26 protein-coding genes and 1 pseudogene are annotated in these 26,692 nt (G+C 69.9%); 14 read left to right on the forward strand and 13 right to left on the reverse strand.

Annotated features, from left to right (window positions below):
- The first annotated feature begins 10 nt into the window (after window positions 1-10).
- The 6 genes from OG289_RS27810 to OG289_RS27835 all read left to right on the forward strand — a co-directional run bounded on the left by OG289_RS27810 (window position 11) and on the right by OG289_RS27835 (window position 4,836).
- A complete protein-coding gene (locus tag OG289_RS27810) occupies window positions 11-1,399 on the forward strand; it encodes a sensor histidine kinase (RefSeq protein ID WP_327316764.1) in 1,389 nt (462 codons plus the stop codon).
- The gene (locus OG289_RS27815; protein WP_327316765.1) at window positions 1,396-2,073 is read left to right on the forward strand and encodes a response regulator transcription factor; all 678 of its coding nucleotides are present in this window, start codon (window positions 1,396-1,398) and stop codon (window positions 2,071-2,073) included. The genes OG289_RS27810 and OG289_RS27815 overlap by 4 nt, the downstream gene beginning before the upstream one ends.
- Window positions 2,074-2,219: 146 nt before the next feature.
- Window positions 2,220-3,596 (forward strand): sensor histidine kinase, encoded by a 1,377-nt coding sequence (locus OG289_RS27820; protein WP_327316766.1) that lies wholly within the window; start codon window positions 2,220-2,222, stop codon window positions 3,594-3,596.
- Entirely contained in the window at window positions 3,593-4,258 is a 666-nt protein-coding gene (locus OG289_RS27825; protein ID WP_327316767.1) for a response regulator transcription factor, read from the forward strand. Before OG289_RS27820 ends, OG289_RS27825 begins: the two co-directional genes overlap by 4 nt.
- 115 nt (window positions 4,259-4,373) lie before the next feature.
- Window positions 4,374-4,538, forward strand: coding sequence for a hypothetical protein (locus OG289_RS27830; RefSeq protein WP_327316768.1), 165 nt, complete (start codon window positions 4,374-4,376; stop codon window positions 4,536-4,538).
- 79 nt (window positions 4,539-4,617) lie between these two features.
- Window positions 4,618-4,836 carry a hypothetical protein gene (locus tag OG289_RS27835; protein ID WP_327316769.1) on the forward strand — a complete coding sequence of 73 codons (219 nt, stop codon included), beginning with the start codon at window positions 4,618-4,620 and terminating at the stop codon, window positions 4,834-4,836.
- Between the two features lie 243 nt (window positions 4,837-5,079).
- On the opposite strand, the gene OG289_RS27840 is transcribed toward OG289_RS27835, so the two are convergent.
- Window positions 5,080-6,771 (reverse strand): RICIN domain-containing protein, encoded by a 1,692-nt coding sequence (locus OG289_RS27840; protein WP_327316771.1) that lies wholly within the window; start codon window positions 6,769-6,771, stop codon window positions 5,080-5,082.
- Between the two features lie 356 nt (window positions 6,772-7,127).
- Here OG289_RS27840 and OG289_RS27845 point away from each other — a divergent pair, with 356 nt between their 5' ends.
- The gene (locus tag OG289_RS27845; RefSeq protein WP_327316772.1) at window positions 7,128-7,397 is read left to right on the forward strand and encodes a hypothetical protein; all 270 of its coding nucleotides are present in this window, start codon (window positions 7,128-7,130) and stop codon (window positions 7,395-7,397) included.
- A 74-nt stretch (window positions 7,398-7,471) separates the two neighbouring features.
- Here OG289_RS27845 and OG289_RS27850 read toward each other — a convergent pair whose 3' ends face one another.
- The 3 genes from OG289_RS27850 to OG289_RS27865 form a co-directional block, all read right to left on the reverse strand.
- The gene (locus tag OG289_RS27850; RefSeq protein ID WP_327316773.1) at window positions 7,472-7,672 is read right to left on the reverse strand and encodes a hypothetical protein; all 201 of its coding nucleotides are present in this window, start codon (window positions 7,670-7,672) and stop codon (window positions 7,472-7,474) included.
- A 74-nt stretch (window positions 7,673-7,746) separates the two neighbouring features.
- Window positions 7,747-7,923, reverse strand: a complete 177-nt coding sequence (locus OG289_RS27855) for a DUF397 domain-containing protein (RefSeq protein WP_327316774.1) — start codon at window positions 7,921-7,923, stop codon at window positions 7,747-7,749.
- Window positions 7,924-8,721: 798 nt separating this feature from the next.
- On the reverse strand, window positions 8,722-9,252 hold the full coding sequence (locus OG289_RS27865; RefSeq protein WP_327316775.1) for a GNAT family N-acetyltransferase: 531 nt from the start codon (window positions 9,250-9,252) through the stop codon (window positions 8,722-8,724).
- A gap of 99 nt (window positions 9,253-9,351) precedes the next feature.
- On the opposite strand from OG289_RS27865, the gene OG289_RS27870 reads away from it, so the two are divergent.
- A complete protein-coding gene (locus OG289_RS27870) occupies window positions 9,352-10,569 on the forward strand; it encodes a cytochrome P450 (RefSeq protein ID WP_327316776.1) in 1,218 nt (405 codons plus the stop codon).
- Here OG289_RS27870 and OG289_RS27875 read toward each other — a convergent pair.
- From OG289_RS27875 to OG289_RS27885, 3 genes are all read right to left on the reverse strand, one after another.
- Window positions 10,553-10,789 (reverse strand): hypothetical protein, encoded by a 237-nt coding sequence (locus OG289_RS27875; protein ID WP_327316777.1) that lies wholly within the window; start codon window positions 10,787-10,789, stop codon window positions 10,553-10,555. The genes OG289_RS27870 and OG289_RS27875 overlap by 17 nt on opposite strands.
- Before the next feature lie 74 nt (window positions 10,790-10,863).
- Window positions 10,864-12,432: an ABC transporter permease gene (locus OG289_RS27880; protein ID WP_327316778.1), complete on the reverse strand. Its 1,569-nt coding sequence runs from the start codon at window positions 12,430-12,432 to the stop codon at window positions 10,864-10,866.
- Entirely contained in the window at window positions 12,429-13,355 is a 927-nt protein-coding gene (locus OG289_RS27885; RefSeq protein WP_327316779.1) for an ABC transporter ATP-binding protein, read from the reverse strand. The genes OG289_RS27880 and OG289_RS27885 overlap by 4 nt, the downstream gene beginning before the upstream one ends.
- 73 nt (window positions 13,356-13,428) lie before the next feature.
- Between OG289_RS27885 and OG289_RS27890 the strand changes: the two genes are divergently transcribed.
- The gene (locus OG289_RS27890; protein WP_327316780.1) at window positions 13,429-13,923 is read left to right on the forward strand and encodes a GbsR/MarR family transcriptional regulator; all 495 of its coding nucleotides are present in this window, start codon (window positions 13,429-13,431) and stop codon (window positions 13,921-13,923) included.
- Between the two features lie 12 nt (window positions 13,924-13,935).
- On the opposite strand, the gene OG289_RS27895 is transcribed toward OG289_RS27890, so the two are convergent.
- Window positions 13,936-15,444: an APC family permease gene (locus tag OG289_RS27895; protein WP_327316781.1), complete on the reverse strand. Its 1,509-nt coding sequence runs from the start codon at window positions 15,442-15,444 to the stop codon at window positions 13,936-13,938.
- A 150-nt stretch (window positions 15,445-15,594) separates the two neighbouring features.
- Between OG289_RS27895 and OG289_RS27900 the strand changes: the two genes are divergently transcribed.
- Window positions 15,595-16,989: an ethanolamine ammonia-lyase subunit EutB gene (locus OG289_RS27900; protein WP_327316782.1), complete on the forward strand. Its 1,395-nt coding sequence runs from the start codon at window positions 15,595-15,597 to the stop codon at window positions 16,987-16,989.
- A gap of 11 nt (window positions 16,990-17,000) precedes the next feature.
- Window positions 17,001-17,747, forward strand: a pseudogene (gene eutC / locus OG289_RS27905) (ethanolamine ammonia-lyase subunit EutC); the annotation flags it as partial.
- A 256-nt stretch (window positions 17,748-18,003) separates the two neighbouring features.
- On the opposite strand, the gene OG289_RS27910 reads toward eutC, so the two are convergent.
- Window positions 18,004-18,447: a DUF6086 family protein gene (locus OG289_RS27910; RefSeq protein WP_327316783.1), complete on the reverse strand. Its 444-nt coding sequence runs from the start codon at window positions 18,445-18,447 to the stop codon at window positions 18,004-18,006.
- 85 nt (window positions 18,448-18,532) lie between these two features.
- Window positions 18,533-19,432: a diacylglycerol kinase gene (locus tag OG289_RS27915; RefSeq protein WP_327316784.1), complete on the reverse strand. Its 900-nt coding sequence runs from the start codon at window positions 19,430-19,432 to the stop codon at window positions 18,533-18,535.
- A 218-nt stretch (window positions 19,433-19,650) separates the two neighbouring features.
- Between OG289_RS27915 and OG289_RS27920 the strand changes: the two genes are divergently transcribed.
- Window positions 19,651-20,934, forward strand: a complete 1,284-nt coding sequence (locus tag OG289_RS27920) for an adenylosuccinate synthase (RefSeq protein WP_327316785.1) — start codon at window positions 19,651-19,653, stop codon at window positions 20,932-20,934.
- Between the two features lie 51 nt (window positions 20,935-20,985).
- On the opposite strand, the gene OG289_RS27925 is transcribed toward OG289_RS27920, so the two are convergent.
- A complete protein-coding gene (locus OG289_RS27925) occupies window positions 20,986-21,588 on the reverse strand; it encodes a Uma2 family endonuclease (protein WP_327316786.1) in 603 nt (200 codons plus the stop codon).
- Between the two features lie 201 nt (window positions 21,589-21,789).
- Here OG289_RS27925 and OG289_RS27930 point away from each other — a divergent pair, with 201 nt between their 5' ends.
- Window positions 21,790-23,598 (forward strand): bifunctional metallophosphatase/5'-nucleotidase, encoded by a 1,809-nt coding sequence (locus tag OG289_RS27930; protein WP_327316787.1) that lies wholly within the window; start codon window positions 21,790-21,792, stop codon window positions 23,596-23,598.
- On the opposite strand, the gene OG289_RS27935 is transcribed toward OG289_RS27930, so the two are convergent.
- Entirely contained in the window at window positions 23,595-24,521 is a 927-nt protein-coding gene (locus OG289_RS27935; protein ID WP_327316789.1) for an NAD(P)H-binding protein, read from the reverse strand. The two genes, OG289_RS27930 and OG289_RS27935, sit on opposite strands and share 4 nt — an antisense overlap.
- 75 nt (window positions 24,522-24,596) lie before the next feature.
- Here OG289_RS27935 and OG289_RS27940 point away from each other — a divergent pair, with 75 nt between their 5' ends.
- Window positions 24,597-24,989 carry a winged helix-turn-helix transcriptional regulator gene (locus OG289_RS27940; RefSeq protein ID WP_327316790.1) on the forward strand — a complete coding sequence of 131 codons (393 nt, stop codon included), beginning with the start codon at window positions 24,597-24,599 and terminating at the stop codon, window positions 24,987-24,989.
- 39 nt (window positions 24,990-25,028) lie between these two features.
- Here the strand turns inward: OG289_RS27940 and OG289_RS27945 are convergent, their stop codons facing one another.
- Complete coding sequence (locus tag OG289_RS27945) at window positions 25,029-26,648, reverse strand: Scr1 family TA system antitoxin-like transcriptional regulator (protein WP_327316791.1); 1,620 nt, start codon at window positions 26,646-26,648, stop codon at window positions 25,029-25,031.
- Between the last annotated feature and the right edge of the window lie 44 nt (window positions 26,649-26,692).

The raw sequence follows: 26,692 nt of genomic DNA on the forward strand, positions 1-26,692 counted from the left end.
GGTGGTGCGGATGAACGGCGTGGGGGAGTGGCTGGCCAGGTGGCTGCGGGCACTGCGGGACGACCTGTGGACGACCCGGGCAGCACCGCTGCCGCCGCTCGTCTGGCTGCGCCGACTGCCGCACGGGCATGTGATCCTGGTCGGTATCGGCATCACGCTGACCAGCGCGGCTCAGATCATCGACGAATATCACCAGGGCGCGAACTACGCCGTGCTGTGCTCCGTGGCGCAGGGTGCGGCGGTGGCGCTGGCCCTGTGGCGGCCGGTTCCGGCGTGGTGGCTGTCGACGACGGTCGCGGTGCTCGTGGCCATGGGTGCCCGCTCCCAACTGTTTTCGGGCCAGGCCGAGCCCGATGCCTCCTGGCCCTGGGGCGCACCCGCCCTGATCGCACAGGCCGTGGTGCTGCTCCTGCTGTCGCTGCGCGTGCCCACCGCCGCGTCCGTGGCGGCGCTGGGCCTGACCGCGCTGGTCACCTTCATCATGGAAGGGGTAATCGGCGCAGCCGGCTACACGCCGACCGGCCCCATGGCGGTGATCGTGTTCACCGCCGTGGTCCTCCTCGGCATCGCCGTGCGCGGCCGCCGCGAGGCCCGCACCCAGCTCGTCGAGCAGGAGACGATCACCGCCGAGGAACGCGCCCGCCGCACGCTGCTGGAGGAGCGCAACCGGATCGCGCGCGAACTGCACGACGTGGTCGCCCACCACATGTCGGTGATCTCCATCCAGGCCCAAGTGGCCCCGCACCTGGTGGAGAACCCGTCCGAGGAGCTCAAGGAGAACCTCGCCGGCATCCGGCAGAACGCTCTGGAGGCGCTCGCCGAACTGCGCCGGGTGCTCGGCGTGCTGCGTTCGGAGAACCCCGAGGATCCCTACGGTCTCGGCGCGGCCGGCACCGGACACGCCCCGGACACCCCGCAGCCCACGCTGGACCGCCTCGGCGCCCTGATGGAGAACACCCGCGCCGCGGGGCTGGACGTGGTCACCACCGTCGAGGGCGAGGCACCCGTGTATCCGCCGGGCGTGCAGTTGTCGGCGTACCGGATAGTCCAGGAGGCGCTGAGCAACGCCCTGCGGCACGCGCCGGGTTCCCAGGTGCGCGTGGAGGTCACCCACCACGCCCGGGGCCTGCACCTGGAGGTCGTCAACTCCCGCCCGAGCGCACCCGTACGGTCTTCCCCCAAAGCGGGCCACGGCCTGCTCGGCATGCGGGAGCGGGCGGCGATGCTGGGCGGCCACGTCAGCGCGTACCCGACCCTGCACGGCGGCTTCGCGGTGCAGGCGTTCCTCCCGAGGGACGGCGTGGCGACACCCCCCGACCGCTCCGACGATCTCGACCCTCCCGAGGGCCTCGAACTCGTCTTCCCGGACGACCTCCCGACAGCAGAAGGAAACCGATGACGACCGGCGGCACCATCCGCGTACTGATCGCCGACGACCAGCAGATGGTCCGGCAGGGCTTCACCGTGCTGCTCAACGCGCACCCGGGCATCGAGGTGATCGGACAGGCGGTGGACGGCCTGGACGCCGTCGCGAAGGTCGACGAACTCGCCCCGGACGTCGTCCTGATGGACATCCGCATGCCCGAGCTGAGCGGCATCGACGCCACGCACCGCATCACCCTCGCGCACCCCCACATCAAGGTGCTGGTGCTCACCACCTTCGACCTCGACGAGTACGTGTACGACGCGCTGCGGGCCGGGGCGTCCGGGTTCCTGCTGAAGGACGCCTCCGCGGACCAGCTCGCCGAGGCGGTCAGGGTGGTGGCGGCCGGCGACGCCCTGCTCGCGCCCGGTATCACCCGAAAGCTGATCGCCGAGTTCTCCCGCCTCGAGGGCAAGCCCAGAGCCCCGCTGAAGGAGCGGGTCGGCGATCTCACCGAGCGCGAGACGGAGGTGCTCACCCTCATCGCGCAGGGCCTGTCCAACGCGGAGATCGCGGGCCACCTCTTCGTCGCCGAGCAGACCGTGAAGACGCACGTGGGCCGCATCCTGGTGAAGCTGGGCCTGCGGGACCGCACCCAGGCGGCGGTGTTCGCATACGAGTCGGGGCTGGTGAGACCGTCGGGCTACTGACCGGCGTCTCCCTCTGTGGCCGTTGTGGCCCACGTGGGGGCTCCCTGTGGTGGCTCCCTGTGGGACCCGTAGTACTTGAGACGGAGCCGTGGGAACCCCTCTCACTGGTGACGACGGGTGCCCCGGCTGCGCCTACCGTTTTGAACGTGACCGAGACGACGCAGACGCACACCACGCACCGGGACGACCCGGCCGACTCCTTCGAGGCCTACCGGCCGCGCAGCCCGGAGTTCCGGGCGGCCGTGGACGCCCTGCGCGGCATGCGGCAGGACCTGTTCCACGACGCCTTCGCCTACCGTCCGCTGCCCCGCAAGGAGCCCACCGGCCTCCTCGCGCGCATCGCGAAGGGCCGCAGGCGGGAGTACGCGGCCTGGTCCCGGCACGCGATCGTCGGTGCGGGCGGCGTGCTGGCGATGCTGATCGGCTACGCGGACGACGGCGGGGGTCTGCTGGGAGCCGTGATCGGCCTGCTCGTCCTGGCGCCGGTGCTGATGACGCTGGTGCGGCCGGTCGGCGCGTTCTGGTTGTCCCTCGCGTCGACCACGGCGGTGGCCCTGGTCGGCACGACCTACGGCAACTGGCCGTGGCTGCCCGGCAGTTTCCTCTCCCACCTGGTGGTCCTGACGGTCGTGGCGATACGCACCCGCCCGCGCACGGCGGCGTGGATGTGGCTGCTGACGGGGGCCTACGGCTTCGTCGCCGAGACCGTCTTCGGCTGGGGCCACTACGACACGAACATCGCGCCCATGCTGGTGTTCTCTGCGATCCTCCTGCTCGTCGTCACCGTCTGGCACATACGCAGGGATGCCGAGCAGGAGGTGACGGCCCAGCAGACGGTGACCGCGCACGAGCGCTCCCGGCGCACCCTGCTGGAGGAGCGCACCACGATCGCCCGCGAGCTGCACGACGTGGTCGCGCACCACATGTCGGTGGTGGCCATCCAGGCGGAGGCCGCCCCCTACCGGGTGGAGAACCCGCCGCCGGAGCTGGAGAAGGCCTTCGCGACCATCCGGGAGAACGCGGTGGCGGCGCTCACGGAGCTGCGCCGGGTGCTGGGCGTGGTCCGCGCCGAGGACTACGAGGTCCCCGACGCCCCGCAGCCCACCCTCGCCGAGCTGGACGCGCTGCTCGCCAACGTGCGGGAGGCCGGCCTGGACGTGGAGAAGGGGGTCACGGGCGCGGTGCGCGAACTGCCGCAGGGTGTGGAGCTGTCGGCGTACCGGATAGTCCAGGAGGCGCTGAGCAACACGCTCCGCCACGCACCCGGGGCGAGCGCCCGCGTGGAGGTCGGGTACGTCCTCGGCGGCCTGGGCCTGCGCATAGTCAACGGCCCGCCACCTAACCCCTCGCTGATCAAGCCCTCACCCGGAGCCGGCCACGGCATCACGGGCATGCGGGAGCGGGTCACGATGCTGAACGGCGAGATGACGGCGGAACGGACACAGGAGGGAGGCTATGAGGTGACGGTGTTCCTGCCGGTGCCGATGGCTTCCGTTTCTTCTCCCGACGAGGGTGGGGCATGACGATCCGCGTACTGATAGCGGACGACCAGATGATGGTGCGCGAGGGCTTCTCGGTCCTGCTCAACGCGATGCCGGACATCGAGGTGGTGGGGGAGGCGGTCAACGGCCGGGAGGCGGTGGACCGGGTCCGTGAATTGACCCCCGACGTGGTCCTGATGGACATCCGCATGCCGGAGCTGAACGGCATCGAGGCGACGCGCGAGATCGTGGCGGCGGACGGCGCGGCGAAGGTCCTGGTCCTGACCACCTTCGACCTGGACGAGTACGTCTACCAGGCGCTCCGCGCAGGAGCCTCGGGCTTCCTCCTGAAGGACGCCTCGGCCCGCCAACTGGCGGACGGAGTCCGGGTGGTGGCGGCGGGTGAAGCCCTCCTGGCCCCCTCGGTCACCAAGCGCCTGATCACGGAGTTCTCGAAGCTGTCCGACACCCCGCGGCTGTCGCCGACCGCCCAGGCGGCGTACGGCGACCTGACCGAACGGGAGACGGAGGTACTGGTCCTGATCGCCCAGGGCCTGTCGAACCTGGAGATAGCCGGACGCCTGGTGGTGGCGGAGTCGACCATCAAGACCCACGTGAGCCGCATCCTGGTGAAGCTGGGCCTGCGGGACCGCACCCAGGCGGCGGTGTTCGCGTACGAGGCGAGGCTGGTGACGCCGGGCTGACCTCTGAAGGCGACCCCTATTTGAACGCGTTCAATTCTGTGGCAGGATGCTGCTGTGTCCGTCACGGAGGGGGAGCGGCATGGGGTCAGGCGCAAGCATCATCATCGTGCCGTTCATGTTCTACGTCGCCTTGATGCTGCCGTTCTGCGTGAAGGTCGCACAAGCGTCGTCCGCGAGGGTGGGCTGGATGATGGCCGCGGTCCTCATCTTCTCCCCACTCGCTCTGCTTGTTGCCGCCGGCGTCCCCTGGAGCCTGTCTCCTGCTGACCCGTTCGCGTGACCCGATGAGTAGCTTTGCGGCAGCCGGACTTGGGGGAACGATGGCCTTCGGTGAACTCTTGACGCTTGTGCTCCTTGCCATGGCGGTTCTGTTGGTGACCGGTGTCTGGCTCGGTGGCTACGCCCTGATCCGCAACCGGGTGCCGGGGCGATGGCTCGGCAGAACGGTACGCAACCCCAGACTTTGGGGAACCGGCCTGCTGTTCATGGTCTCCAGCTTGGCCTTCGTCTCCTGGACGCCCTTCGTCCTCGGGCTCGGGATCACCATCACCGGACACGCCGTCAAGCCCACCGGGTGACCCGGGCTCGTCAGTCACGCGACGTGTCACGCGACGGCACCAGCGCCGTCGGGGCGGGTCGAAAGGACAGGCCTCAGGCCCGAGGGCCGAGGTTCAGGTACGCGTCCGGCGGCAGAAGCGGTTCGGGTCGACTTCGCCGGTGTCGTGGTCGACACCGGCGCCGAGGTACTCGGCTGGGCCTGGGAGCGCGCGCCAGTCATGCCGAGTACCTCGTCGTCCCCGAGACCCAGGTGGTGCCTCCGCCTACTTGAGCGCTTTACCACCCGAGTTGTTGTAGGCGATCGTCTTGTTGATCAGGTTTCCGCCGTCGGTCTCGACCGATGTCTGTTCCTGCTGCCCTGCACCGAACAGCAGGCCGGCGATGTGCGCGTTCGCCACTTGGTCCATGTGCGCGAAGAACCAGTCCACCTTGTCGTCCTTGTAATGGTTGAGGGTGTTGTTCTGCGCCATGTTGCCTACGGGGATCTGCCACAAGACCACCGGCTTGCCCACGGACTCGGCCATCGTCTTGTAGAACCCCAGCGAGGCAGCGGCCTTCTGGTCAGTCCAGAAGTTGTCATAGCCGCCGTGGGCCGACTGTGCGTACCAGCCTGCATCGCGGTCCGACACATCGGCGACCAGGAAGTCGGCGTTCTGTGCACCGAGGTTCGCGTAGTCCTTGGCGCATCCCTGCATGTTGTTCTGCCAGTCCCAGCAGGAAAGGTGGAACCCCACGGTGGTGTTCGGCGCGTATTTGTGCGCCATGTCGATCAGGCAGCGGGAGAGTCCGGCGGCGCTGTTCTCCTGCGATCCGCAATCCGTCGGATTTGCGCTCGAGACCTTCGCGGCAACCTTGTGCGGATCGCCGAGCGACCGGACATAGCCCCAGAAGTCGGGCTCAAGGTCGATCATGTCCTGCGAGTTGCCGATCTTCTGGAGGAAGAAGCGGTAGTCGTTCATGTACCGGGTGAGCAGGTCAGCCCTGTTGATGGCCTCGACCTCGCCCGGACCGTCGCCATGGCCTGCCAGATCCCCGAGGTCGCGCAATGAGTACCAGGTCCAGAAGAACTTCTGCGGGCGCGGGCTGCCCTTGTAAGTCGCCTTGGCCACATGGTCGTCCGACCAGGTCACGTAATAGCCAGGCGGCGTGGTGCTGCCGGACCAGCAGCCCCACCAGTTCTTCCACGCATCCTGGCATTTCGATGCCGAGTAGTAGTCCGACGAGGGCGCGGGCTGGCTGTGCACATAGGCGTACCGCACGTCGAACGGCGCGGCGTTCGCCGAGGCGTCAGACATCGAGCCGCCGATGAGTACCTTGCTGCTACCCATGAAACTCGTCGTCGAGCTGCCGCCACCGGCCGCGGGAGACGACGCCGGCGACGGGCTCGTGCCGCTCGGAGCCTGGCTCTTGGGAACACTGCCGCCCGTCGCGGTGGGCTTGGGCGTGGGCGTGCCGGCGCTGCCGACGCTCCCGGCCGGGACGAGTTGCCACTGCTGATTGGCGCCGCCCCCGTCGCGGTACTGGACGACCTCGCCCCCGTCGGCCTTGGAGGCGTTGTGGACCTCGACGGCCATGCCACTGAAGCGATTGATCAAACGCACGTAGCCGTCCGGCGACTCCGCCAGTTTGAACTGCTGGTTGGTGCCGTTCCGGTCGCTCCACTGCACGATCTCGGAGCCGGCGGTCTTCGACCAGTTGTGGTCGTCCAGCACCTTGCCGGAGTTCCGGTTCTGCAGCCGGTAGTACCCGTCACCCGCGTCGATGAACCGCCACTGCTGGTTGGCCCCGCCGTGACGGCCCCACTGCACCACCGCCGCGCCGTTGTTCGTGGCGAAGCCGCGGCCATCCAGCACCTTGCCGCTGTTGCGGTTGACCAGCACGTACCACGACTTCGGATCCACGGTTCCCGCTGAGGCCGTGTTGACCACAACCACGGAGCCGGCCACGACAGCCATGACGATGGCCGCCCAGACACTCCGACGCGCGAACAACCGACGGGCACGATGCATCACATTTCGTCTGCCCGTGACGGCTGAGCCGGACGAGCGGCGACTACCGCGGGCGCGGCCGCGCGGCACGGCGGCCACCAGAGCGGTACGCCACCGATGACGTGGACGGGCGTGGGACATGTCTGTGCTCTCTTTCAGCCGTTGCATCTGACCGAACCACCTGGTCGGACAACACCCAGTGGTCCGGGGAGGCCGAAAAGGTTGCCGCGCACGCGAAGATTCACAGATTTCTTTTCCGCCCTGATGGCTTCCCGTTCGCCGCGGAGCGCGGCACGGCGAACGCCGGCGGTGGCGGAAGCCTGATGGCTGCTCCCGTCCCTGCCGCTCACGTCGCGCACCGCGAACCACGCCCGCCACTGGACGTTCCCGCGGACGAGGGGCGGGCGGCGGAGATCGCGGAGCGGTCGGGGGTGACGTTGGTGCGGCTGACGGCTGGGCCGAGGAGGTCGCGCAGGAGTGGGGGAACCGGCCTGCTGTTCATGGTCTCCAGCTTGGCCTTCGTCTCCTGGACGCCCTTCGTCCTCGGGCTCGGGATCACTGTGACCGGACACGTCGTCAAGCCCACCGGGTGACCCGGGCTCGTCAGTCAGGCGAACGTGTCACGCGACGGCACCAGCGCCGTCGGGGCGGGTCGAAAGGACAGGCCTCAGGCCCGAGGGCCGAGGTTCAGGTACGCGTCCGGCGGCTGAAGCAGTTCGGGATGCTCCACCGGGTACCGCTCCCCGTGCAGCCTCAGCATCGCCCAGTGCCAGGCCTCGTCATGGAAGACGAGGCCACGGTACGGCTCGTCGCCCGGTTCGTAGGGGTAGCAGTCCAAGGCTGCCGCCCAGGACTCCGCGAGCGACATGCCTCCGTACCGCCGCATGACCCACGCGTAGGCGCGGCGCTCGCTCAGCAGGTACGCGAGGTACTCGTCCTCGTTCAGAACTGCTGGATGAAGGCGCGCCAGCCTTCACGGGAGACGGTGAGGAGAGGTCCGTGCGGCTGCTTGCTGTCGCGGACGGCACGGCCGCCGGTGGCTGTGTCGGCGACCTCAACGCAGTTGCCTTCTCCTGCGGAGTAGGACGACTTCCAGAAGGAGCCCACAACCTCGGTCACGATGTGTCTTCCTTAGTCTTCCGCAGTACGTCCCGGATGAGCCTCATGCTCGCGTCCGGTGCCAACGCCGCTGATCGTAGTAGGTCGTAGACGTTGCCGTAAGCCGCAAGGTCTTCGGGTGCCTCGAGGACCGAAGTGCCCCCTCAGTCGCCCGGAACCAGGTCCGGAAGGCCCTCGCGGACTGGGGGATCACCGACGACCTTGCCGACAGCGTCACCCTCTCGGCGAACGAGTTCGTGACCAACGCGGTGACCCACTGTCAGGTGTCCTGTGCGCAGGTCAGGGTCACCCTCACGCTTCCAGGGGCCGTATCTGTTCCTGGAGGTCTACGACCCGGACCGGGACAGGCTCCCCGAGCCCCGCGACTGCGCCCCGGACGACGAGGGCGGACGCGGACTCGCGCTCGTCGGGCGGCTGGCCGGTGCCTGGAGGCACGCTCAGCAGCGGCACACGAAGTGCGTGTGGGCCCGGTTCACGCTCCCGGAGAGGGCGCATGTTCCGGCGGATTCATGAGGCGCTCGCCAGGCTGCGGCACAGGCGCGGACCCGTCCCGCCCGACTGGGACGCGGCCCGGGAGGTGCGGTCGCCGGATTTTTACGTGGGGCGACTCCCGGACCCCCGCGATGCCCGCTGGCGCCGCTGGGCCAAGCGCAACCGAGCGGCCGGCCACTCCCTGCCCTTCCCGAGGGAGGATGCGTGTCGGCAAGCCCCCGGGCGTCCCCGGATCACCTCCTGGGAAGCCGCCGCCACCGACGACGTAGTACGGCCGTACGTGCTCAGGCCCTGACCGCCGCGGCCTCAGAAAGGCAGAGAGAGCAGCCGCGCGGGTCCTCCTCCGGCGGGCCACTCCGCACCTTCGGTGAGCGGTGTCCACATGTGGCGCAGGGGCATGGTGACCGGGCCGTCGGGCTGTTCGGCCTCGATGTCGCCGTCCAGGGGCCGCCATCCGAGGCGTTCGTAGAGCGGGATCAGGCGGGGCCAGCAGAAGAGGAGTCCGAGTTCCGCCTCCGTACCGCGGGCGTGGTCCGTCGCGGCCGTCACGACCAGCCGCGCCAGCCCGCTTCCCCGCAGGCCGGGCGCCACGACGACACCCCCGAGCCCGGCCACGGGCAGCGAGCGACCGCCGAGCGACACCGTCGCCTGTATGAGCCCGGCGTGCGCCACGAGCCGGCCGTGCTGCCGGACGCCGAAGTGAATGTCCTTGTCCCGCCAGGTCAGTCCGGTCACGGCGACTCCGGCGGGATCGTCCGCACCACCGGTGATCTCGTGCCGCTCGGCCTTCGTGTACTGCGCGAGCCGTACGACGGAGGGAGCGCTGCTCTCGTTCATCCGTCGATCATCACCGATCATCACCGATCCCTTGCGACCGGGTGTCCGCTCCCCAAGACCCCCTGGTCAGCACCCCGTATGTCGGGCTAGCGTCCGGTCATGGCACCAGCTGACGACCTCCGTTTCGACCCTTGGGATCCCGCGTTCGTGGCGGACCCCTACCCGGCGTATGCCGAGCTCCGGGAGCGGGGGCGGGTGATCTACTACGAGCCGACCGACCAGTGGCTGGTGTCGCGGCATGCGGATGTCTCGGCGTTGTTGCGGGAGCGGCGGCTGGGGCGGACGTATCAGCACCGGTTCACGCACGAGGACTTCGGACGGACCGCGCCCCCCGCCGAGCAGGAGCCGTTCCACACGCTGAACGACCACGGGATGCTCGACCTGGAGCCGCCGGACCACACCCGGATCCGGCGGCTGGTGTCGAAGGCGTTCACACCGCGCACGGTGGAGCAGCTGAAGCCGTACGTGCGACGGCTGGCCGGGGAGCTGGTGGACCGGCTGGTGGAGGAGGGCGGGGGCGATCTGCTGAGCGATGTCGCCGAGCCGCTGCCCGTCGCCGTGATCGCGGAGATGCTGGGGATTCCGGAGTCGGACCGGGGGCCCCTGCGGCCCTGGTCGGCGGACATCTGCGGGATGTACGAGCTGAATCCGTCGGAGGAGACGGCGGCGCGTGCGGTGCGGGCCTCCGTCGAGTTCTCCGAGTATCTGCTCGAGCTGATCGCCGCCCGGCGCAAGGAGCCCGGCGACGATCTCATCTCCGGGCTCATCGCCGCCCACGACGAGGGCGACCGGCTCACCGAGCAGGAGATGATCTCGACCGCCGTGCTGCTGCTGAACGCCGGTCACGAGGCGACCGTCAACGCCACCGTCAACGGGTGGTGGGCGCTCTTCCGGAATCCGGAGCAGTTGGCCGCGCTGCGTGCCGATCACTCGCTCGTGCCGTCCGCCGTCGAGGAGCTGATGCGGTACGACACTCCGCTCCAGCTCTTCGAGCGGTGGGTGCTCGATGAGATTGAGATCGACGGGGTCGTCGTGCCCCGGGGGGCCGAGATCGCCATGCTGTTCGGGGCCGCCAACCACGACCCGGCCGTCTTCGCCGAGCCGGAGCGGCTCGACCTCACCCGCGCCGACAACCCGCACATCTCCTTCAGCGCGGGCATCCACTACTGCATCGGCGCACCGCTGGCCCGCATCGAGCTGGCGGCCTCCATGACCGCCCTGCTGGAGAAGGCCCCCACGCTCAGCCTCGTGGCCGAGCCGCGGCGCAAGCCGAACTTCGTGATCCGGGGGCTGGAGGGGCTCAGCGTGACCCTCTGACGCGGCGGAGCAGGCGGCCGAGCAGGGCCCACAGCGCCAGGCCGGCGGCCGTCCCGCCCAGCAGTGCCAGCGGCAGTTCGGCATAGAGGACGCTCCAGTCGGGGCTCTGCTCGAAGCGCCAGAGGCGGGCGCGGACGTCCACGGCCCACACCGCGAGTCCCGCGCCCCAGCCGAGCGCCATGGCGAGGCAGCCGACGGCGGACTGCGTGCGTTGTCCCATGCCCGGCATGGACGCGTGCCGACTGCCACAGGTTCCCGGCTCGACAGCTTCGACAGCTTCGACAGCTTCGACAGTCACGTCGTCATGTCGCGGCGTCGGAGACCCGCCAGCCCCCCGGCCACCAGCACCGCCGTCCCGAGCAGAAGCACCAGCACCGGGGCCCACTCCATCCCTCCCCCCGGCAGCTTCGGCAGGTGGCCGAAGGGGGAGAGGTCCAGGATCGCCTGCGGAGCATCCAGCGCCGGGCCGATCCAGCCGATGAGCAGGATCGCGCCCGCAACTCCCCACGCCGCCGGGGCCAGACGCGGGGCCGTGCCGTACAGGAGGACCGTCAGGGCGCCGACCAGCCAGATCGCCGGGAGCTGGACCAGGCAGGCGCCCAGGATCGGCAGGACCTCCTTGCCGTAGCCCGCCGCGAAGCCCAGGCCCGCCAGGAGCATGATCAGGGCCGCGCCGCCGAAGGCGATCAGCAGGTGTCCGGATGCCCAGCGCAGTCGGCCCACCGCGTTCGCCAGGACCGGTTCCGCGCGGCCCGAGGTCTCCTCGCCGTGCAGCCGCAGTACCGAGGAGACGACGTACAGCGCCGCGATCAGGCCCAGCATGCCGATCATCGCGGCGAGGAACGCGTCCGTCAGACCCGACTGGCCGCCCATCCGCTCGAAGATCTCGCGGGCCTTGTCGTTGTCGCCGACCATGTCGGCCGCGCCCTCCGTCAGCCCGCCGTACACGACCCCCGCGAGGAAGAAGCCGACGCTCCAGCCCAGCACACCGCCCCGCTGCAGCCGCCAGGACAGGGCCAGAGCCGAACCCAGTCGTCCTGCCGGCGGGCCCGGCCGGGTGGGCAGGAAGCTCATGCCCACGTCCCGGCGGCCGGCCAGCCCGTACGCCAGCGCGCCCTGGGCCACGACCGCCGCCGCGAACAGCGGCAGCACCCACCACCGTTCGTCCGCGAACGCCCGCAGGTTCTCCAGCCAGCCGAGCGGGGACAGCCAGGTCAGCGGGGAGGAGCCGTCGTCCGTAGAGGAGTCGCCCGCCGCCCGCAGGACGAACGCCGCGCCCAGCACCGCCGCCGTCAGACCCCGTGCCAGCCGCGCGCTCTCCGTGAGCTGCGCGACGATCGCCGCCATCGTGGCGAACAGCATGCCCACCCCGGCCAGACCGAGGCCGAACGCGAGCGCGCCGGCCGTTCCCTGGCCCGCCAGGCCTGCCGCGACCAGCAGCGCCAGTACGGCGTTGGCGACCCCGGACGCCAGCAGCGCCGCCGTCAGCGACGCGCGTCGGCCGACCATGCCCGACGCGATCAGCTCCTGACGGCCGCTCTCCTCCTCGTCACGGGTGTGCCGTACGACGATCAGCAGGCTCGTCACCGCGGCGAGCGCACCCGCGAACACGCCGACGCGCCACGCGGTGAGCGCGCCGAGGGAGTCGTCGAAGACGGGGCCGATCAGCGCGCGGAAGGAGGCGTTGGTATCCATCTGGTGGAGCAGGTCGGCCCGGTCGGCGGGGGTGGCGTACAGGCCCTTCAGGGTGTTCGGCATGGAGAGGACCATCAGGGTGTTCACGGCCACCCAGACGGGGATCAGCACCCGGTCGCGGCGCAGCGCGAAGCGCAGGAGCGGGCCGGTGCCCGCGAGCGTGGTCATGCCCCCGCCCCCTGGTGCTCCTGGTGCCCCTGGTGCTCCTGGTGCTCCTGGTAGTGGCGCAGGAACAGTTCCTCCAGCGTCGGTGGCGTCGATGTCAGCGACCGGACGCCCGAGTCGGTCAACGACCGCAGTACGGCGTCGAGTTTGTCGGTGTCGACCTGCAACTTCACCCGCCTTCCCCGCACGTCGAGGTCGTGCACTCCCGGCAGGTGCGCCAACCCGTTCGGCGGGCCCGCCAGTTCGGCCGTCACGCTCGTCCTCGTCAGGTGGCGCAGGTCGGCCAGGGAGCCCGTCTCGACCGTGCGGCCCTTGCGGATGATGCTGACCCGGTCGCAGAGCTCCTCGACCTCGCTGAGGATGTGCGACGACAACAGAATGGTCCTGCCCCTGGCCCGTTCCTCCTCCACGCAACGCTGGAAGACCTCCTCCATCAGGGGGTCCAGGCCGGACGTCGGCTCGTCCAGGATGAGGAGGTCGACGTCCGAGGCGAAGGCGGCCACCAGGGCGACCTTCTGCCGGTTGCCCTTCGAGTAGGTGCGGCCCTTCTTGGTGGGGTCCAGTTCGAAGCGGTCGATCAGGTCGGCGCGGCGCCCCGCGTCCAGGCCGCCGCGCAGGCGGCCGTACAGGTCGATGACCTCGCCACCCGAGAGATTCCTCCATAGCGTCACGTCGCCCGGGACATACGCGATGCGGCGGTGTGCCTCGACGGCGTCGGTCCACGGGTCGCGGCCGAGGATCCGGGCGGCGCCCGAGTCGGCGCGCAGCAGGCCGAGCAGGACGCGGATGGTGGTGGACTTGCCGGCGCCGTTGGGGCCGAGGAAGCCGTGCACCTCACCCGTCTCGACCTCCAGGTCGAGGCCGTCGAGGGCGTGGGTGCGGCCGAAGGACTTGTGCAGTCCGGACACGGTGATGGCCTTCGTCATGCTTCAGAACGTACGCTTCTTTCAGAAATTTGTGAAGTTAAGGAAATGCATGAAGCCCGGATAGGATGGGCGCATGACGGAAACAGCTGGTGGTGGGCGGGACGCGGAGGCGGTCTCGCAGTTCGTCGAGTCCTTCGCGGCGCAGCTCGTCGAGGCTGGGATGCCGCGGATGCCCGCCCGGGTCTTCGCCGCCCTCCTCTCGTCGGACGAGGGCGCGCTGAGCTCCGCCCAGCTCGGGGAGCAGCTGCAGATCAGCCCCGCGGCGGTCTCCGGAGCGGTGCGGTACCTGGCGCAGACGCACATGGTGTCGCGCGAGCGGGAGCCCGGCTCGCGCCGGGAGCGCTACCGGGTACAGGGCGACCAGTGGTACGAGGCGCTGACCAACCGTGAGGCCGTCCTCAAGCGGTGGGAGACGGCCCTGCGGGAAGGCGTGACCAGCCTCGGCGCCGACACGCCGGCCGGACGCCGCATGGCCGAGACGCTCGCCTTCTTCGAGTTCCTCGACGGCGAGATCTCGGCCCTGATGCAGCGGTGGCGGGTCCACCGGGAGAAGACCTTCGGGAGCTGAACTCCCAGAAGATCACCGCTCCTTCGTCTCCTCCAGCACCGTCCGCCCCAGCAGCAGGTACTTCTGTGGCGAGCGCTTCTTGAGGTACTGCGCGCAGCCGACGCCGGCCACCGCGATCAGCGCGACGAGCCACGGCGTGGCCTTCAGCACCAGCGAGCCCGACTCCGGGCCCGCCGCCGCGCCCATGTTGGACACCAGCAGCGCGACCACGGCGAGCATCGCGACGCCGCCGAGGAGCGGGGCCGTGAAGGTCCTGAACCAGTGCCGGCTCTCGGGGTGGTGCGAGCGGAAGTACACCAGCACCGCGAACGAGCACACCGCCTGCACGATGAGGATCGCCATCGTGCCGAGGATCGCGAGCAGGACGTACGTCCCGGTGTACGGGTCCTTGCCCGCCGCCCAGAACGCGCCGATCAGGACGGCCGAGACGGCCGTCTGGACCAGGCCCGCGATGTGCGGGGAGCCGTGCGCCGCGTGGGTGCGGCCGATGGTGTTCTTCAGCGACGGCAGGACGCCCTCGCGGCCGAGCGCGTACATGTAGCGGGCGGCACAGTTGTGGAAGGCCATGCCGCAGGCCAGCGAGCCGGTGATCATCAGCCACTGCATGACGTCGACCGCCCAGTGGCCGACGTAGCGCTCGGTGGGGTTGAAGAAGAGGCCGAGCGGGTCGGCGGTGGCGACCTTCACCGCTTGCGACTGGCCGGTGCCGGTGATGGCCATCCAGGAGACGAACACGTAGAAGACGCCGACGCCCAGGACCGAGATCATCGTGGCCTTGGGGATGATCTTCTTCGGGTTGCGGGACTCCTCGCCGTACATCGCCGTCGACTCGAAGCCGACCCACGACCAGAAGGCGAAGAAGAGCCCGAGCCCGGCGCTGGTGCCCTTGAAGGCGTTGACCGGGTTGACCGGGTCGATGCTGAAACCGTCCGGACCGCCGCCGTGGAAGGCGACCGAGACCGCCATGGCGGCGAGGATCGTCACCTCGGTCGCGAGCAGGACGACGAGCAGTTTCTCGGCGACCGAGACGCCGAACCAGGTGCCCATCGCGTTGACCGCGAGCATCAGCAGCGCGAACGCCCACCACGGGATGTGCAGCCCCGTCTGGTCCTTCAGCGTCGTCGTCGCGAAGGACGAGAAGATGCCGATCAGCGCCGGCTCGAACACGACGTACGCGAAGGTCGCGAGCAGGCCCGAGGCGAGGCCGACCGAGCGGCCGAGGCCGTAGGAGATGAACCCGTAGAAGGCGCCCGTCGAGGTGATGTGCTTCGCCATCGATGTGAAGCCGACGGAAAAGATCGCCAGGACGACCATTGCGACGAGATAGCTCGCCGGTGCCCCGATGCCGTTGCCCGACGACACCATGAAGGGCACGTTGCCGGTCATCGCGGTGATCGGCGCCGCCGTCGCGACGGCCATGAAGACCACGCCGAGCAAGCCGATGGCGTTGGGTTTGAGCCGGTGAACGGTGCTGTCGTCGACCGTCTTCGCCGCCGAGGCGACTCCCTCGTCCACTGCCATCGGGGTGGCCCCTCTCCTGGTCGTCCGCTGGTGTGCTGGACCGGAACTCTGTAGCCCGAATGAGTCGGTCAAGGGTGTCGGGACGTTAAATGCTTGTCAACCAGACCTTTAGAAATCTGGCGGCAACACGTGGCTCGTACCGTCGCCGCCATGACCGTGCACACCTCCACCCTCGGCGGCGAGCGGCACCGCTTCGACTCGCTCGCCCGCCTGCTCGCCGCCGCGAGCCCCGAACGCTCCGGCGACCGCCTGGCCGGCCTCGCGGCGGACAGCGCCCGGCAGCGGGTCGCGGCACGCTGGGCGCTGGCGGAGGTGCCGCTGGCCGACTTCCTGACCGAACCCCTCATCCCCTACGAGGACGACGACGTCACCCGCCTCATCCTCGACACCCACGACCCGGCCGCCTTCGCGCCGGTCGCCGCCATGACCGTCGGGGAACTGCGGGAGTGGCTGCTGTCGGAGGCGGCGGACGCGGTGACGCTGGCCGCGCTGGCGCCCGGGCTCACCCCGGAGATGGTCGCCGCCGTCTCCAAGCTCATGGGCAACGCGGACCTGGTCGCCGTGGCCAGGAAGGTGCGGGTGGTCACGGCCTTCCGCTCGACCATCGGCCTGCCCGGCCGCCTGGCCACCCGGTTGCAGCCGAACCACCCGACCGACGACCCGGCGGGGGTCGCGGCCGCCCTGCTCGACGGCCTCCTCCTCGGCTCCGGCGACGCGGTGATCGGCATCAACCCGGCCACCGACAGCCCCAGGGCCGTACGAGACCTGCTGGAGCTGCTCGACGAGGTGATCGGCCGGTACGCGATCCCCACCCAGTCCTGCGTGCTCTGCCACGTGACCACGAGCGTCCGCCTGATGGAGAAGGGCGCCCCCGTCGACCTCGTCTTCCAGTCCGTCGCGGGCACCCAGGCCGCCAACGCCTCCTTCGGGGTGACCCTGGGGCTGCTCGACGAGGCGCACGAAGCGGCGCGGGAGCTGGGGCGCGGAACGGTCGGCCAGAACGTCATGTACTTCGAGACGGGCCAGGGCAGCGCCCTCTCCGCCGACGCGCATCACGGAGTGGACCAGCAGACGGTCGAGGCGCGGGCGTACGCGGTCGCCCGCCGCTACGACCCCCTGCTGGTGAACACGGTCGTCGGCTTCATCGGCCCGGAGTACCTCTACGACGGCCGGCAGATCCTGCGTGCCGCCCTGGAGGACCACTTCTGCGGCAAGCTCCTCGGCCTGCCCATGGGCCTGGACATCTGCTACACCAACCACGCCGACGCCGATGACGACGACATCGCCACGATGCTGACGATGCTCGGCGTGGCCGGGGCGTCCTTCGTGATCTGCACCCCGGGCGGCGACGACATCATGCTCAACTACCAGTCGGCCTCGTACCACGACGCGCTGTACCTGCGGGAGGTGCTGGGGCTGCGCCCGGCGCCGGAGTTCGAGACGTGGCTGGAGTCGATCGGGCTGCTGGACGAGCGCGGCGGCATCCGCGAGGTGTCCGGCACGGCGCATCCGCTGACGGCGATCGGACGGGAGCTCGCGGCATGACGAACAGCAAGATGACTCAGGTGGCTCAGACGTCTCAAGTGTCCACAGCGGACGGCGAGTTGTGGACAGCCCTGCGCCGCCGCACCCAGGCCCGCATCGGCCTGGGCCGGGCCGGCTGCGCCCTGCCCACCCGGCACCGGCTGGAGCTGCAGGCCGCGCACGCCGCCGCCCGGGACGCGGTGCACTCGCCGTTCGACCCGGACGCGGTGGCGGCGGAACTGACCGGTACGCCGGTGATCCGGGTCCGCAGCGCCGCCCCCGACCGCCTCACCTACCTCCAGCGCCCCGACCTGGGCCGGCGCCTGCACCCCGTCGACCGGGCCCATCTGCCCACGGACGAGTGGGACGTCGTCTTCGTGGTGGCCGACGGGCTCTCCAGCCGGGCGGTGCACGAGCACGCGGCGGCGCTGGTCCGGGCGACGACCGCGCTGCTGCCGCAGCACACCAGGACGGCGCCCGTCGTCCTCGCGGAACAGGCCCGGGTGGCCCTGGGCGACGAGATCGCGCACGCCATGGGCGCCGCCGCCGTGGTGGTCCTCGTCGGCGAACGCCCCGGCATGTCGGCGGCGGACTCGCTGGGCGCGTACCTGACGTACCGGCCCCGGCCCGGCGTCACGACGGACGCCGACCGCAACTGCCTCTCCAACATCCGGCCCCCACTGGGCCTGACCTACGAGACGGCGGCGGCGAAGCTGGCCGCGCTGCTGCGGGGGGCCCGTGAGCTGGGCCGCAGCGGGGTGGACCTGAAGGACGAGAGCCTCACCGGGGCCGGGGCCGGGGCTGGGGCCGGGGTCGGGGCTGGGGCCGGGGCCGGGGCTGGGGCCGGGGTCGGGGCTGGGGTCGGGGCTGGGACTGAGGCCGGGGCTGGGGTCGGGGTCGGGGCTGGGACTGAGGCCCGGGCTGGGGTCGGGGCTGGGGCTGGGACTGAGGCCCGGGCCGGGGTCGGGGTCGGGGGCGGGGTTGGTACGGAGGGGCTGCCGCAGTAGCCGACGCGGTGTGCGGGGTCGGCGGGACTCAGCGGGGCATGGCGCGCTGGAGCTCCAGGACCTGGGCGCGCAGCCGGGCCGGGCGGTCGGGGTCCGTGGACAGCGGCACCTGGACGGCCATGAACCCGTCGAGGGTGGCGGGCGGCTCCGGCAGGCGGACGTCGAGACCGATCCGCGCGGCGAGCGCCAGCACCGTGGCGAGGAACCCGTCCGACAAGGCGTTGATGATCGCGTGGCTGGTCCGGTTGTGCCGGTCCAGCAGGGCGGTCACGAACGCCTCGAAGACCGGCACGTCGATCTGGCACTCGTCGTTCTCCATCGGCCCGAACCCCGACGGAACGCCGACCCACTCCTCGTGGACGCGGACGTGCGCCAGGAACAGTTCGGAGGCTCTCGTCGCCGGGTTCCACACCGACTCCCCGTCCACCTCGTAGTACTGGCTCATCACGGCCCCCGTTCGCTTCGCTTGCACGTCGACGTGATGCGCGTCGACGGATGCGCAGCGTAACCAGGCCCGTCGGCCCGGCGCCCCCGGATTACAGCTCACCGCTTACCGCTTACCGCACCGGCAGCATCAGCCCCAGCGCCCCCTCGCTCACCGTCCACGTCCGCCGCCGTACCGGCCCCGCGACGGCCTCGTCCGCCCGGTAGCGGAAGTCCGCGCCCGAGACGGTCACCGTGCGCCCTTGGGCCTCCAGGGGCGCCGCCACCGCGCCCAGGGACAGGGGCCGTACCTCCACGACCGCCGTGCCCGCGGGGCCCGGGGTCACCGAGACCGCCTCCACCGGCTGGTCGAGGTCGACCAGCGTCACCCCGTCGACCTCTATGCGCAGCCGGGCCGGTCCGGGCGGTGCGAGGGCGGGGGAGAGCCGGGAGGGCCGCGACGGCACCAGGGTGCGGACGAGCGACTGGTACGTCCGCAGCCAGTGCCGCCCGCCGTGCGCGAGCCCGGCCCCCTCCGCCCCCTCCGCCGCATCCGGCTCGTCCCGTGAGTCCCGTGAGTCTCGCGGAGCGAGCGGTACCGGCGGGATCCGGAGCGTGCCGAGCACCACCCCGTCGCTGTCGTCCACGAGCACGTCCAGACGCCGCTCGACGCCGTCCAGGGCGGCCCGGGCCGCCGCCACGGCCCCCGTGGGCACCCCCAGGGCGCGCGCGACGCTCAGGGAGCCGCCCACCGGCACCACCGACAGCACACATTCGGCCAGCGCCCGCTGCCGGTGCAGCAGGGCCACCGCACGGATCAGCGCGCGGTCGTCGCCGACGACCACCGGCCGCCGCGAGCCCCGCCGGGACAGCACCCGGGCGAATTCCTCCGGATCCTCCGGCAGGCACACCTTCGTACTCGCCGCACCCGCGCTGAGCACGTCTTTCGCGATACGGACGGACTCCCCGTCCGTGCGCCGGGCGACCGGATCGATGATCACCAGCAGCTGGTCGAACGTCGCGAAAGTCGCCACCTCGGTCCTGCCTCGCTTCCTCGGGTAGCATCTTTGTGCAAGAGCCCCTTGCGCTATTGCGCCAGGGGCTTCGTCTATTCCGGGGCATCCGGGTCCGACGGTGTGTGACCGGTGACGGTCGCGCGGCGGCCAACGACGGTCGCGGCGCACGCGGTGGAAAGAGTCTCCGCGTACGCCCCCGACCTTGGACATGCCCCACCCGGAAGGGGTGTACGCGCGTGCCCGCACTTGTGCTGCTCGGTGCTCAGTGGGGTGACGAAGGCAAGGGAAAGGCCACTGACCTGCTCGGTGGCTCGGTGGATTATGTAGTGCGCTACCAGGGCGGTAACAACGCTGGCCACACGGTCGTCGTGGGCGACCAGAAGTACGCACTCCACCTGCTCCCTTCCGGAATCCTGTCCCCCGGCTGCACGCCGGTCATCGGTAATGGTGTCGTCGTCGACCCCTCGGTACTGCTCTCCGAGCTGAGCGGTCTGAACGAGCGCGGCGTCGACACGTCGAAGCTGCTGATCAGCGGCAACGCGCACATCATCACGCCCTACAACGTGACTGTCGACAAGGTGACGGAACGCTTCCTCGGAAAGCGCAAGATCGGCACAACCGGGCGGGGCATCGGCCCGACCTACGCCGACAAGATCAACCGGGTCGGCATCCGGGTCCAGGACCTCTACGACGAGTCGATCCTCACGCAGAAGGTGGAGGCCGCGCTCGACGCCAAGAACCAGCTGCTGACCAAGCTCTACAACCGTCGCGCGATCGCCGTCGACCAGGTCGTCGAGGAACTGCTGGGCTACGCGGAGAAGCTCGCTCCGTACGTCACCGACACGGTCCTGGTCCTCAACCAGGCGCTGGAGCAGAACAAGGTCGTCCTGTTCGAGGGCGGCCAGGGCACGCTCCTCGACATCGACCACGGCACGTACCCCTTCGTCACCTCGTCGAACCCGACCGCGGGCGGCGCCTGCACGGGCGCGGGCGTGGGCCCGACGAAGATCAGCCGGGTCATCGGCATCCTGAAGGCCTACACGACCCGCGTCGGCTCGGGACCGTTCCCGACGGAGCTGTTCGACGAGGACGGCGCGGCGCTGCGCCGCATCGGCGGCGAGCGGGGCGTGACGACCGGCCGTGACCGGCGCTGCGGCTGGTTCGACGCGGTCATCGCGCGGTACGCGACCCGCGTCAACGGCCTGACGGACTTCTTCCTGACGAAGCTCGACGTCCTCACCGGCTGGGAGGAGATCCCGGTCTGCGTGGCGTACGAGATCGACGGCAAGCGCGTCGAGGAACTCCCGTACTCGCAGAGCGACTTCCACCACGCGAAGCCGGTCTACGAGACCCTGCCCGGCTGGTCGGAGGACATCACCAAGGCGAAGTCGTTCTCCGACCTCCCGAAGAACGCCCAGGCGTACGTGAAGGCGCTGGAGGAGATGTCCGGCGCCCCGATCTCCGCGATCGGCGTGGGCCCGGGCCGGGACGAGACGATCGAGATCAACTCGTTCCTCTAGGGCGGTAGTTCATCCAGTGGCCCCGCACACACACGCGTGTGGGGCCACTGCTCACGTGGTGCCCGGGGCCTGGAAGCCGGTGGTGTCGAGGGTGCAGCCGAAGGGCAGGGGAACGTCGATCTTCTCGCCGAAGGGCTTGCTGAAGCGAACCTCGTATCCCTTTGCCGACGGCGACCCGTAGACGATGGCCTGTTCCTTCTGCATATCGAGGATCAGGTAGACCGGCACACCCGCCTTGGCGTAGACCTCGACCTTGTTGGCGAGGTCGTCGTTCCGGGTCGAGGGAGAGGTCAACTCGGCGACGAACGACAGTGCCTTGCCGTCCAGGCGGTTGCTCTCCGTGTCGAACACCCGCTCGTGTGCTGCGTGAATGTCCGGACCGTATGCGCACTCGCTCCCGGGGAAGACGTACAGCAGTGGCGACCGGTCGATCACGTGCTCTTCCGGAAGGTGCGGCTCCAACTGCTGGCACACCGAACGCATTACGCGTTGGTAGTACCCCTTCGACCACGGCGACACGACGATGTTCCCCCTGACGATCTCGGCCTTGTAGCCGTCCGGCACGTTCAGCTCGTCGAGCAGGTCCAGCAACGCCTCGAAGCTGTCGGGTTCAGTGCCGCTTATCGTGATCGGTCGCTCTGTCATCAATGTCATGATGCGCCCTTCCTTTGAGGCTGACCATTCGCCACTCAGGGTAGTCGAACGCGTACACTCCGACAGTCCTTCGATCATTTCCGTTTGTTGACTGCCCCATGGCCTGTTCCTGGTTCTCGCCGACCCCCGCCCGCGACCACCATCTACGCGTGTAGTCGCCCGCACGGCTCCCTCCCCGCACCCTCCCCCAGGAGACACGCCATGCCCGTACCTCCCCTGAACCGCCGTGAGTTCGTACAGAAATCGGCCGTCACCGGGGCGGCCGTCGCCGTCGCGGGAAGCGTGGGGGCGGGCACCGCCCAGGCGGCCGGCCGCAAGCCCGTCAAGACGCCCCGTACGTGGTCGTTCTCCGTCCTCGGCACCACCGACCTGCACAGTCACGTCTTCGACTGGGACTACTTCAAGGACGCCGCCTACTCCGACGCCAAGGGCAACTCCGTCGGCGTCGCCCGCGTCGCGACGCTCATCAAGCAGCAGCGCGAGGCGAAGGGCGAGGAGCGCGTCCTGCTCGTCGACGCCGGCGACATCATCCAGGGCACGTCCCTCGCCTACTACTTCGCGCGTGTGGAGCCCATCACCGGCAAGGGCGCGCCGAAGCACCCGATGGCCGTCGCCATGAACCACATGCGGTACGACGCCGCCGCCCTCGGCAACCACGAGTTCAACTACGGCATCGAGGTGCTGCGGAAGTTCGAGAGCCAGTGCCACTTCCCGCTGCTGGGTGCGAACGCCCTCGACGCGAAGACCCTGCGGCCCGCGTTCGCGCCGTACACCGTGAAGCGGATCTGCGTACCCGGCGCCCCCGACATCAAGGTCGGCATCCTCGGCCTCACCAACCCCGGCATCGCGATCTGGGACAAGGACAACGTCAGTGGGAGGATGGTCTTCCCGGGGCTCGTCGAGCAGGCGAAGAAGTACGTGCCGAGACTGCGGGCGCTCGGCTGTGACGTCGTCTTCCTCACCGACCACTCCGGCCTCGACGGCTCCTCCTCCTACGGCGACGCCCTCCCGTACGTCGAGAACGCCTCCAACCTCGTCGCCGAGCAGGTCCCCGGCATCGACGCGATCCTCGTCGGCCACACGCATGTGGAAGTGCCGTCGTACACGGTGAAGAACGCGGAGACGGGAGAGGAGGTGCTCCTCTCGGAGCCGTACTGCTGGGGGTACCGGCTCAGCGTCTTCGACTTCGAGGTCGAGCTGGAGCACGGCCGCTGGAAGGTCGTCGGCAAGACCGCCCAGACCCTCAACCCCAACACCGTGGACGAGGACCCGGAGATCAAGAAGCTCCTGGAGGCCGACCACGAACTCGTCGTCAAGTACGTCAACACGGCCGTCGGCACCTGCACGGCCGACCTCTCGGCGGCGGAGTCCTGCTGGAAGGACGTCCCCATCATGGACTTCATCCAGGAGGTCCAGATGCAGACGGTCAAGGCGGGCCTGTCGACGTCCGACGCGGCGCTGCCCCTCATCTCCGTCGCCGCGCCCTTCTCCCGCACGGCCGACATCCCGGCGGGCAGCGTCACCATCAAGGACATCGCCGGGCTCTACATCTACGACAACACCCTGTACGGCAAGAAGCTCACGGGCGCCCAGCTCAAGGACTACCTGGAGTACGCGGCGAAGTACTACCACCAGGTCCCGGCGGGCACGAAGGTCGACACCGCGACCCTCACGAACGCCAACAACTTCTGGGACTACATGTACGACACGGCGGCGGGTGTCTCCTACGACATCGACATTGCGCAGCCGGAGGGCTCCCGGATCAAGAACCTCACCTACAACGGCACCGCCGTCGCCGACGACCAGGTCTTCGTCGTCGCCGTCAACAACTACCGGGCCAACGGCGGCAGCGGCTACCCGCACATCGCCACCGCCGACATCGCCTACAGCTCCACCAACGAGATCCGCCAGCTGATGATCGACTACGTGACGGCGAAGGGCACCCTGAACCCGGCCGACTTCGCCGCCGCCAACTGGAAGCTGACGCAGGCGGGGACGCCGGTCTTCTAGACCGCCGCCGCAGCGGATTCCGCGGCGGACCGCGCCGCCTCCGCCCGTACCGCGTCGGCGATCAGCCGGCGCACCGGGCGGGGCGGGGCCGTCAGCAGGTCCTGCAGGTCGCCGCGGTCGCGGTCGGCGGCGAGCAGACCGGCGCGGGCGTTGGAGAACAGCGAGAGGGTGTGGCCGACCTGGTAGGGGAGGAGTCCGCTCGCGTCGAGCGCCTCACGGGTCGCGCCGGGCGAGGTCGACTCGTAACGGACCGGTCGCCCCAGCTCCTCGGCGAGCACCCCGGCGATGTCCTCGCCCCCCACCTTCTCGACGCCCTCCAACTCGTAGACGCGCCCGGCATGTCGTCCCCGGCGCCCGGCGGCGAGGTCGGCGTCGGCCTGCAGCGCCACCCGCGCGGCCACGTCCGCCAGGTCCTCGCGGGCCACGACCGAGATCCCCCCGGCCCCGAGCGGCGCCCCGAACACCCCTGTCCGAGCGGCGACGTCAGTACCCCCGGCCGCCAGACCCGCCGGTACCTCCGCGTACAGCCCGTTGCGCAGCACGGTCGTCGCGAAGGGAGCCGCGGCCAGCCGTGCCTCCGTCCAGCGGTGCGCCAGGGCGATGGTGAGATGCTCCCCCGAACCGGCCAGGCTCGTGTAGATCGCGTGCCGGACCCCGGCGGCAGCCGCCGCGTCGACCACCGCCCCGTGCCGGGCCAGTACGACGTCGTCCTCCGCGTACCCGGCGGAGACGAACACCAGCACGTCGACCCCCGCGAGTGCCTCGGCCAGGGAGCCCGGTTCGTCGAAGTCGACGCGGCGCGCCCCCCTCGACCCCGGAGCCGGGACGCGCGTACCGCCCACCACCTCGGCACCACCCGCCTCCACCAGCCGTTCCAGAACGAGTCCGCCGAGGGCGCCGGACACACCCGTCACCAGAATCATGAATCGCCTCCGTGTGGTTCGTGATTGTGTGGACAGCCTCACCGGGCCGGACGGTGGGCGTAAGGAGGCACATTCATGTCAGTCACGCACACAGAGGTAACCCCGCAGGAGGGACCGTGCGGTGACGACGACTGTGGCATACGGGACGTTCTGGACCGACTCGGGGACAAGTGGTCCGTACTGGTCGTCGTCGAACTGGCCAAGGGCATACGGCGGTTCCGCGAACTTGAGCGTGCGATCCCCGGCATCTCCCAGCGCATGCTGACGGTGACCACCCGTCGCCTCTGCCGTGACGGCCTGGTCGAGCGCACGGTCTACCCGACCATCCCGCCCCGGACCGAGTACGCCCTCACCGCCACCGGCCGCAGCCTCGCCACCGTCATCACCGACCTCGCCGACTGGTCCCGCATCCATAAACCGGCGATCGCCGAGGCCCAGGAACGCTGGGACGCGGACCACGCGGAGTGACCGCGCACCTCCTGGAGTCCCCGAGGGGAGTCACGGTGCTCATGTAAGGCAGTCGAGGCAGCCGAGGCAGTCGAGCGGGAGGCCGAGGCAGACATGCACGACCTGGCTCAGTCGGCGGTCGACGGCCGTGCGCTCGGTGGCGGGATCCGGGGAGTCGTGTGGTGCGAGGAGGGCATACGGCAGTGCGGCGGTGAGCACGGCGAGCGTGGCCGTGTCCCGCTCCGGCCCGGTCGGCAGATGTCCGGTCACGTGGTGAGAGAGCCAGCCCCGGGCCGTGTCGTGCCACAGGGTCGTCGGGCGCAACACGGCGGCGTACGTCAGTTCGGGTTCCTTGCGCGCCATGGCCGCGACCACGGGATGCTCCCTCAGCAGGCGCGCCGCTCGCACGACGGCCAGCACTGGCAGGCACCTTGGTGGCGGCGAGCCGGGCATGTCACGCGCCACATGCAGCACGCGCTCCAGCTCTTGCAGCGTCACGTCCCTGACCAGCGCCTGAGGACTGGCCCAGTTCCGATAGAAGAACATGCGATTGGTACCGGCAAGGCGGGCGATGTGCGTGAGGCCGGTGCGCCGGGGACCGTACTCGGCGAGTGCGTCGAGCGTCGCTCGGTACGCGGCACCCATCCCCAGCGGCGCGATGATGTGGGGCGAGCCGCTCATGGAGCTCAGCATGAGGCGGCGGGGAGGTGTGTGTCCTGGAAAAGTGTGACGGTTTCCCCGAAAGTGTCCCACTTTTCTGGGGCAACGGGTGGGGGAGGCGGGCAGGAAGGCGGACCAGGCCGCGGAGGACGCGGTGATCATCGGCCCGTCGTCCGAGTTCTTCGAGTCCCGGATGTGGATGACCCCCGGTCGGACGGCCACTTCGAGGCACTGCCCGCCGCTGTCGTTGCGGATCTTCGCATAGCGGTGCGAGAGTTGGGCTACCTTCGCTGGATCACTGATCAGGACGCTCTGGTCCTCGATCTCCAGGTAGACCACGTGGTGATGCTCCTCGGTCTCCACCAGGACCATGTCCCCGCGAGCGCCCGCGTGTCCACCCCGCAGTCCGCGATTCTGCGCCACCACCTGGACGCTGACGTTGTCCCGCTCCGCGTCCTCCGCGAGTGAGCGCAGCTGTCCTCGCTGAACCTCCAGACTCCCGAAGGGCCGCCCGAGCACCGCCTCGTCGAGGATCAGCTCGATCATCGCGGTCGGATCCCGGTCGAAGAGCGCCTTGCGGGCCATACGTGCCTCGACCAGTTCCTCGACCTTGTCATCCGACAGCTTCGGGAACCCGCCTCCGATCAGGGCACGTGCGTACTCCTCCGTCTGGAAGAGACCGTCGACCACGTACGTCTGATATGACGACAACGTCACCGCCCTCGCCTCCATCAACGCGAAGTCCTTGAACTGCGGTGGGTATTTGTCGAGGAGCACGAACTGCCGAGCCTTCTCGAACACCCCCAACCCGCCCCCGAGCGTCTCCTCCAACTTGACGAGCATCTTGTCGCTCGCGGGCTGCGCACACGTCTCCATGGCGCGGGCGGCAGACCCGGTGTACCCGATGAGTCGTCCCAACTCCTCTTGTGTCAACTGCTGTTGCTCGCGCAACGCCTTCGCGAGGGTGGCGACGAGATACGCGGTACCGCCCGACTCCACCTTGTTCTCGGCCCGCGCCATCGCGGTCACCTCCGGACTCAAGCGAACTCAACCGATCACCAGTG

The organism is Streptomyces sp. NBC_01235 (assembly GCF_035989285.1).
Classification (GTDB): Bacteria; Actinomycetota; Actinomycetes; order Streptomycetales; family Streptomycetaceae; genus Streptomyces.

Coding starts and splice junctions, on each gene's coding strand:
- OG289_RS27810 (WP_327316764.1), top strand. CDS start 11: ATGAACGGCGTGGGGGAGTGGCTGGCCAGGTGGCTGCGGGCACTGCGG.
- OG289_RS27815 (WP_327316765.1), top strand. CDS start 1,396: ATGACGACCGGCGGCACCATCCGCGTACTGATCGCCGACGACCAGCAG.
- OG289_RS27825 (WP_327316767.1), top strand. CDS start 3,593: ATGACGATCCGCGTACTGATAGCGGACGACCAGATGATGGTGCGCGAG.
- OG289_RS27830 (WP_327316768.1), top strand. CDS start 4,374: ATGTTCTACGTCGCCTTGATGCTGCCGTTCTGCGTGAAGGTCGCACAA.
- OG289_RS27835 (WP_327316769.1), top strand. CDS start 4,618: ATGGCGGTTCTGTTGGTGACCGGTGTCTGGCTCGGTGGCTACGCCCTG.
- OG289_RS27840 (WP_327316771.1), bottom strand. CDS start 6,771: ATGGCTGTCGTGGCCGGCTCCGTGGTTGTGGTCAACACGGCCTCAGCG.
- OG289_RS27845 (WP_327316772.1), top strand. CDS start 7,128: ATGGCTGCTCCCGTCCCTGCCGCTCACGTCGCGCACCGCGAACCACGC.
- OG289_RS27850 (WP_327316773.1), bottom strand. CDS start 7,672: ATGTCGCTCGCGGAGTCCTGGGCGGCAGCCTTGGACTGCTACCCCTAC.
- OG289_RS27865 (WP_327316775.1), bottom strand. CDS start 9,252: ATGAACGAGAGCAGCGCTCCCTCCGTCGTACGGCTCGCGCAGTACACG.
- OG289_RS27870 (WP_327316776.1), top strand. CDS start 9,352: ATGGCACCAGCTGACGACCTCCGTTTCGACCCTTGGGATCCCGCGTTC.
- OG289_RS27875 (WP_327316777.1), bottom strand. CDS start 10,789: ATGGGACAACGCACGCAGTCCGCCGTCGGCTGCCTCGCCATGGCGCTC.
- OG289_RS27880 (WP_327316778.1), bottom strand. CDS start 12,432: ATGACCACGCTCGCGGGCACCGGCCCGCTCCTGCGCTTCGCGCTGCGC.
- OG289_RS27885 (WP_327316779.1), bottom strand. CDS start 13,355: ATGACGAAGGCCATCACCGTGTCCGGACTGCACAAGTCCTTCGGCCGC.
- OG289_RS27890 (WP_327316780.1), top strand. CDS start 13,429: ATGACGGAAACAGCTGGTGGTGGGCGGGACGCGGAGGCGGTCTCGCAG.
- OG289_RS27895 (WP_327316781.1), bottom strand. CDS start 15,444: ATGGCAGTGGACGAGGGAGTCGCCTCGGCGGCGAAGACGGTCGACGAC.
- OG289_RS27900 (WP_327316782.1), top strand. CDS start 15,595: ATGACCGTGCACACCTCCACCCTCGGCGGCGAGCGGCACCGCTTCGAC.
- OG289_RS27925 (WP_327316786.1), bottom strand. CDS start 21,588: ATGACATTGATGACAGAGCGACCGATCACGATAAGCGGCACTGAACCC.
- OG289_RS27930 (WP_327316787.1), top strand. CDS start 21,790: ATGCCCGTACCTCCCCTGAACCGCCGTGAGTTCGTACAGAAATCGGCC.
- OG289_RS27935 (WP_327316789.1), bottom strand. CDS start 24,521: ATGATTCTGGTGACGGGTGTGTCCGGCGCCCTCGGCGGACTCGTTCTG.
- OG289_RS27940 (WP_327316790.1), top strand. CDS start 24,597: ATGTCAGTCACGCACACAGAGGTAACCCCGCAGGAGGGACCGTGCGGT.
- OG289_RS27945 (WP_327316791.1), bottom strand. CDS start 26,648: ATGGCGCGGGCCGAGAACAAGGTGGAGTCGGGCGGTACCGCGTATCTC.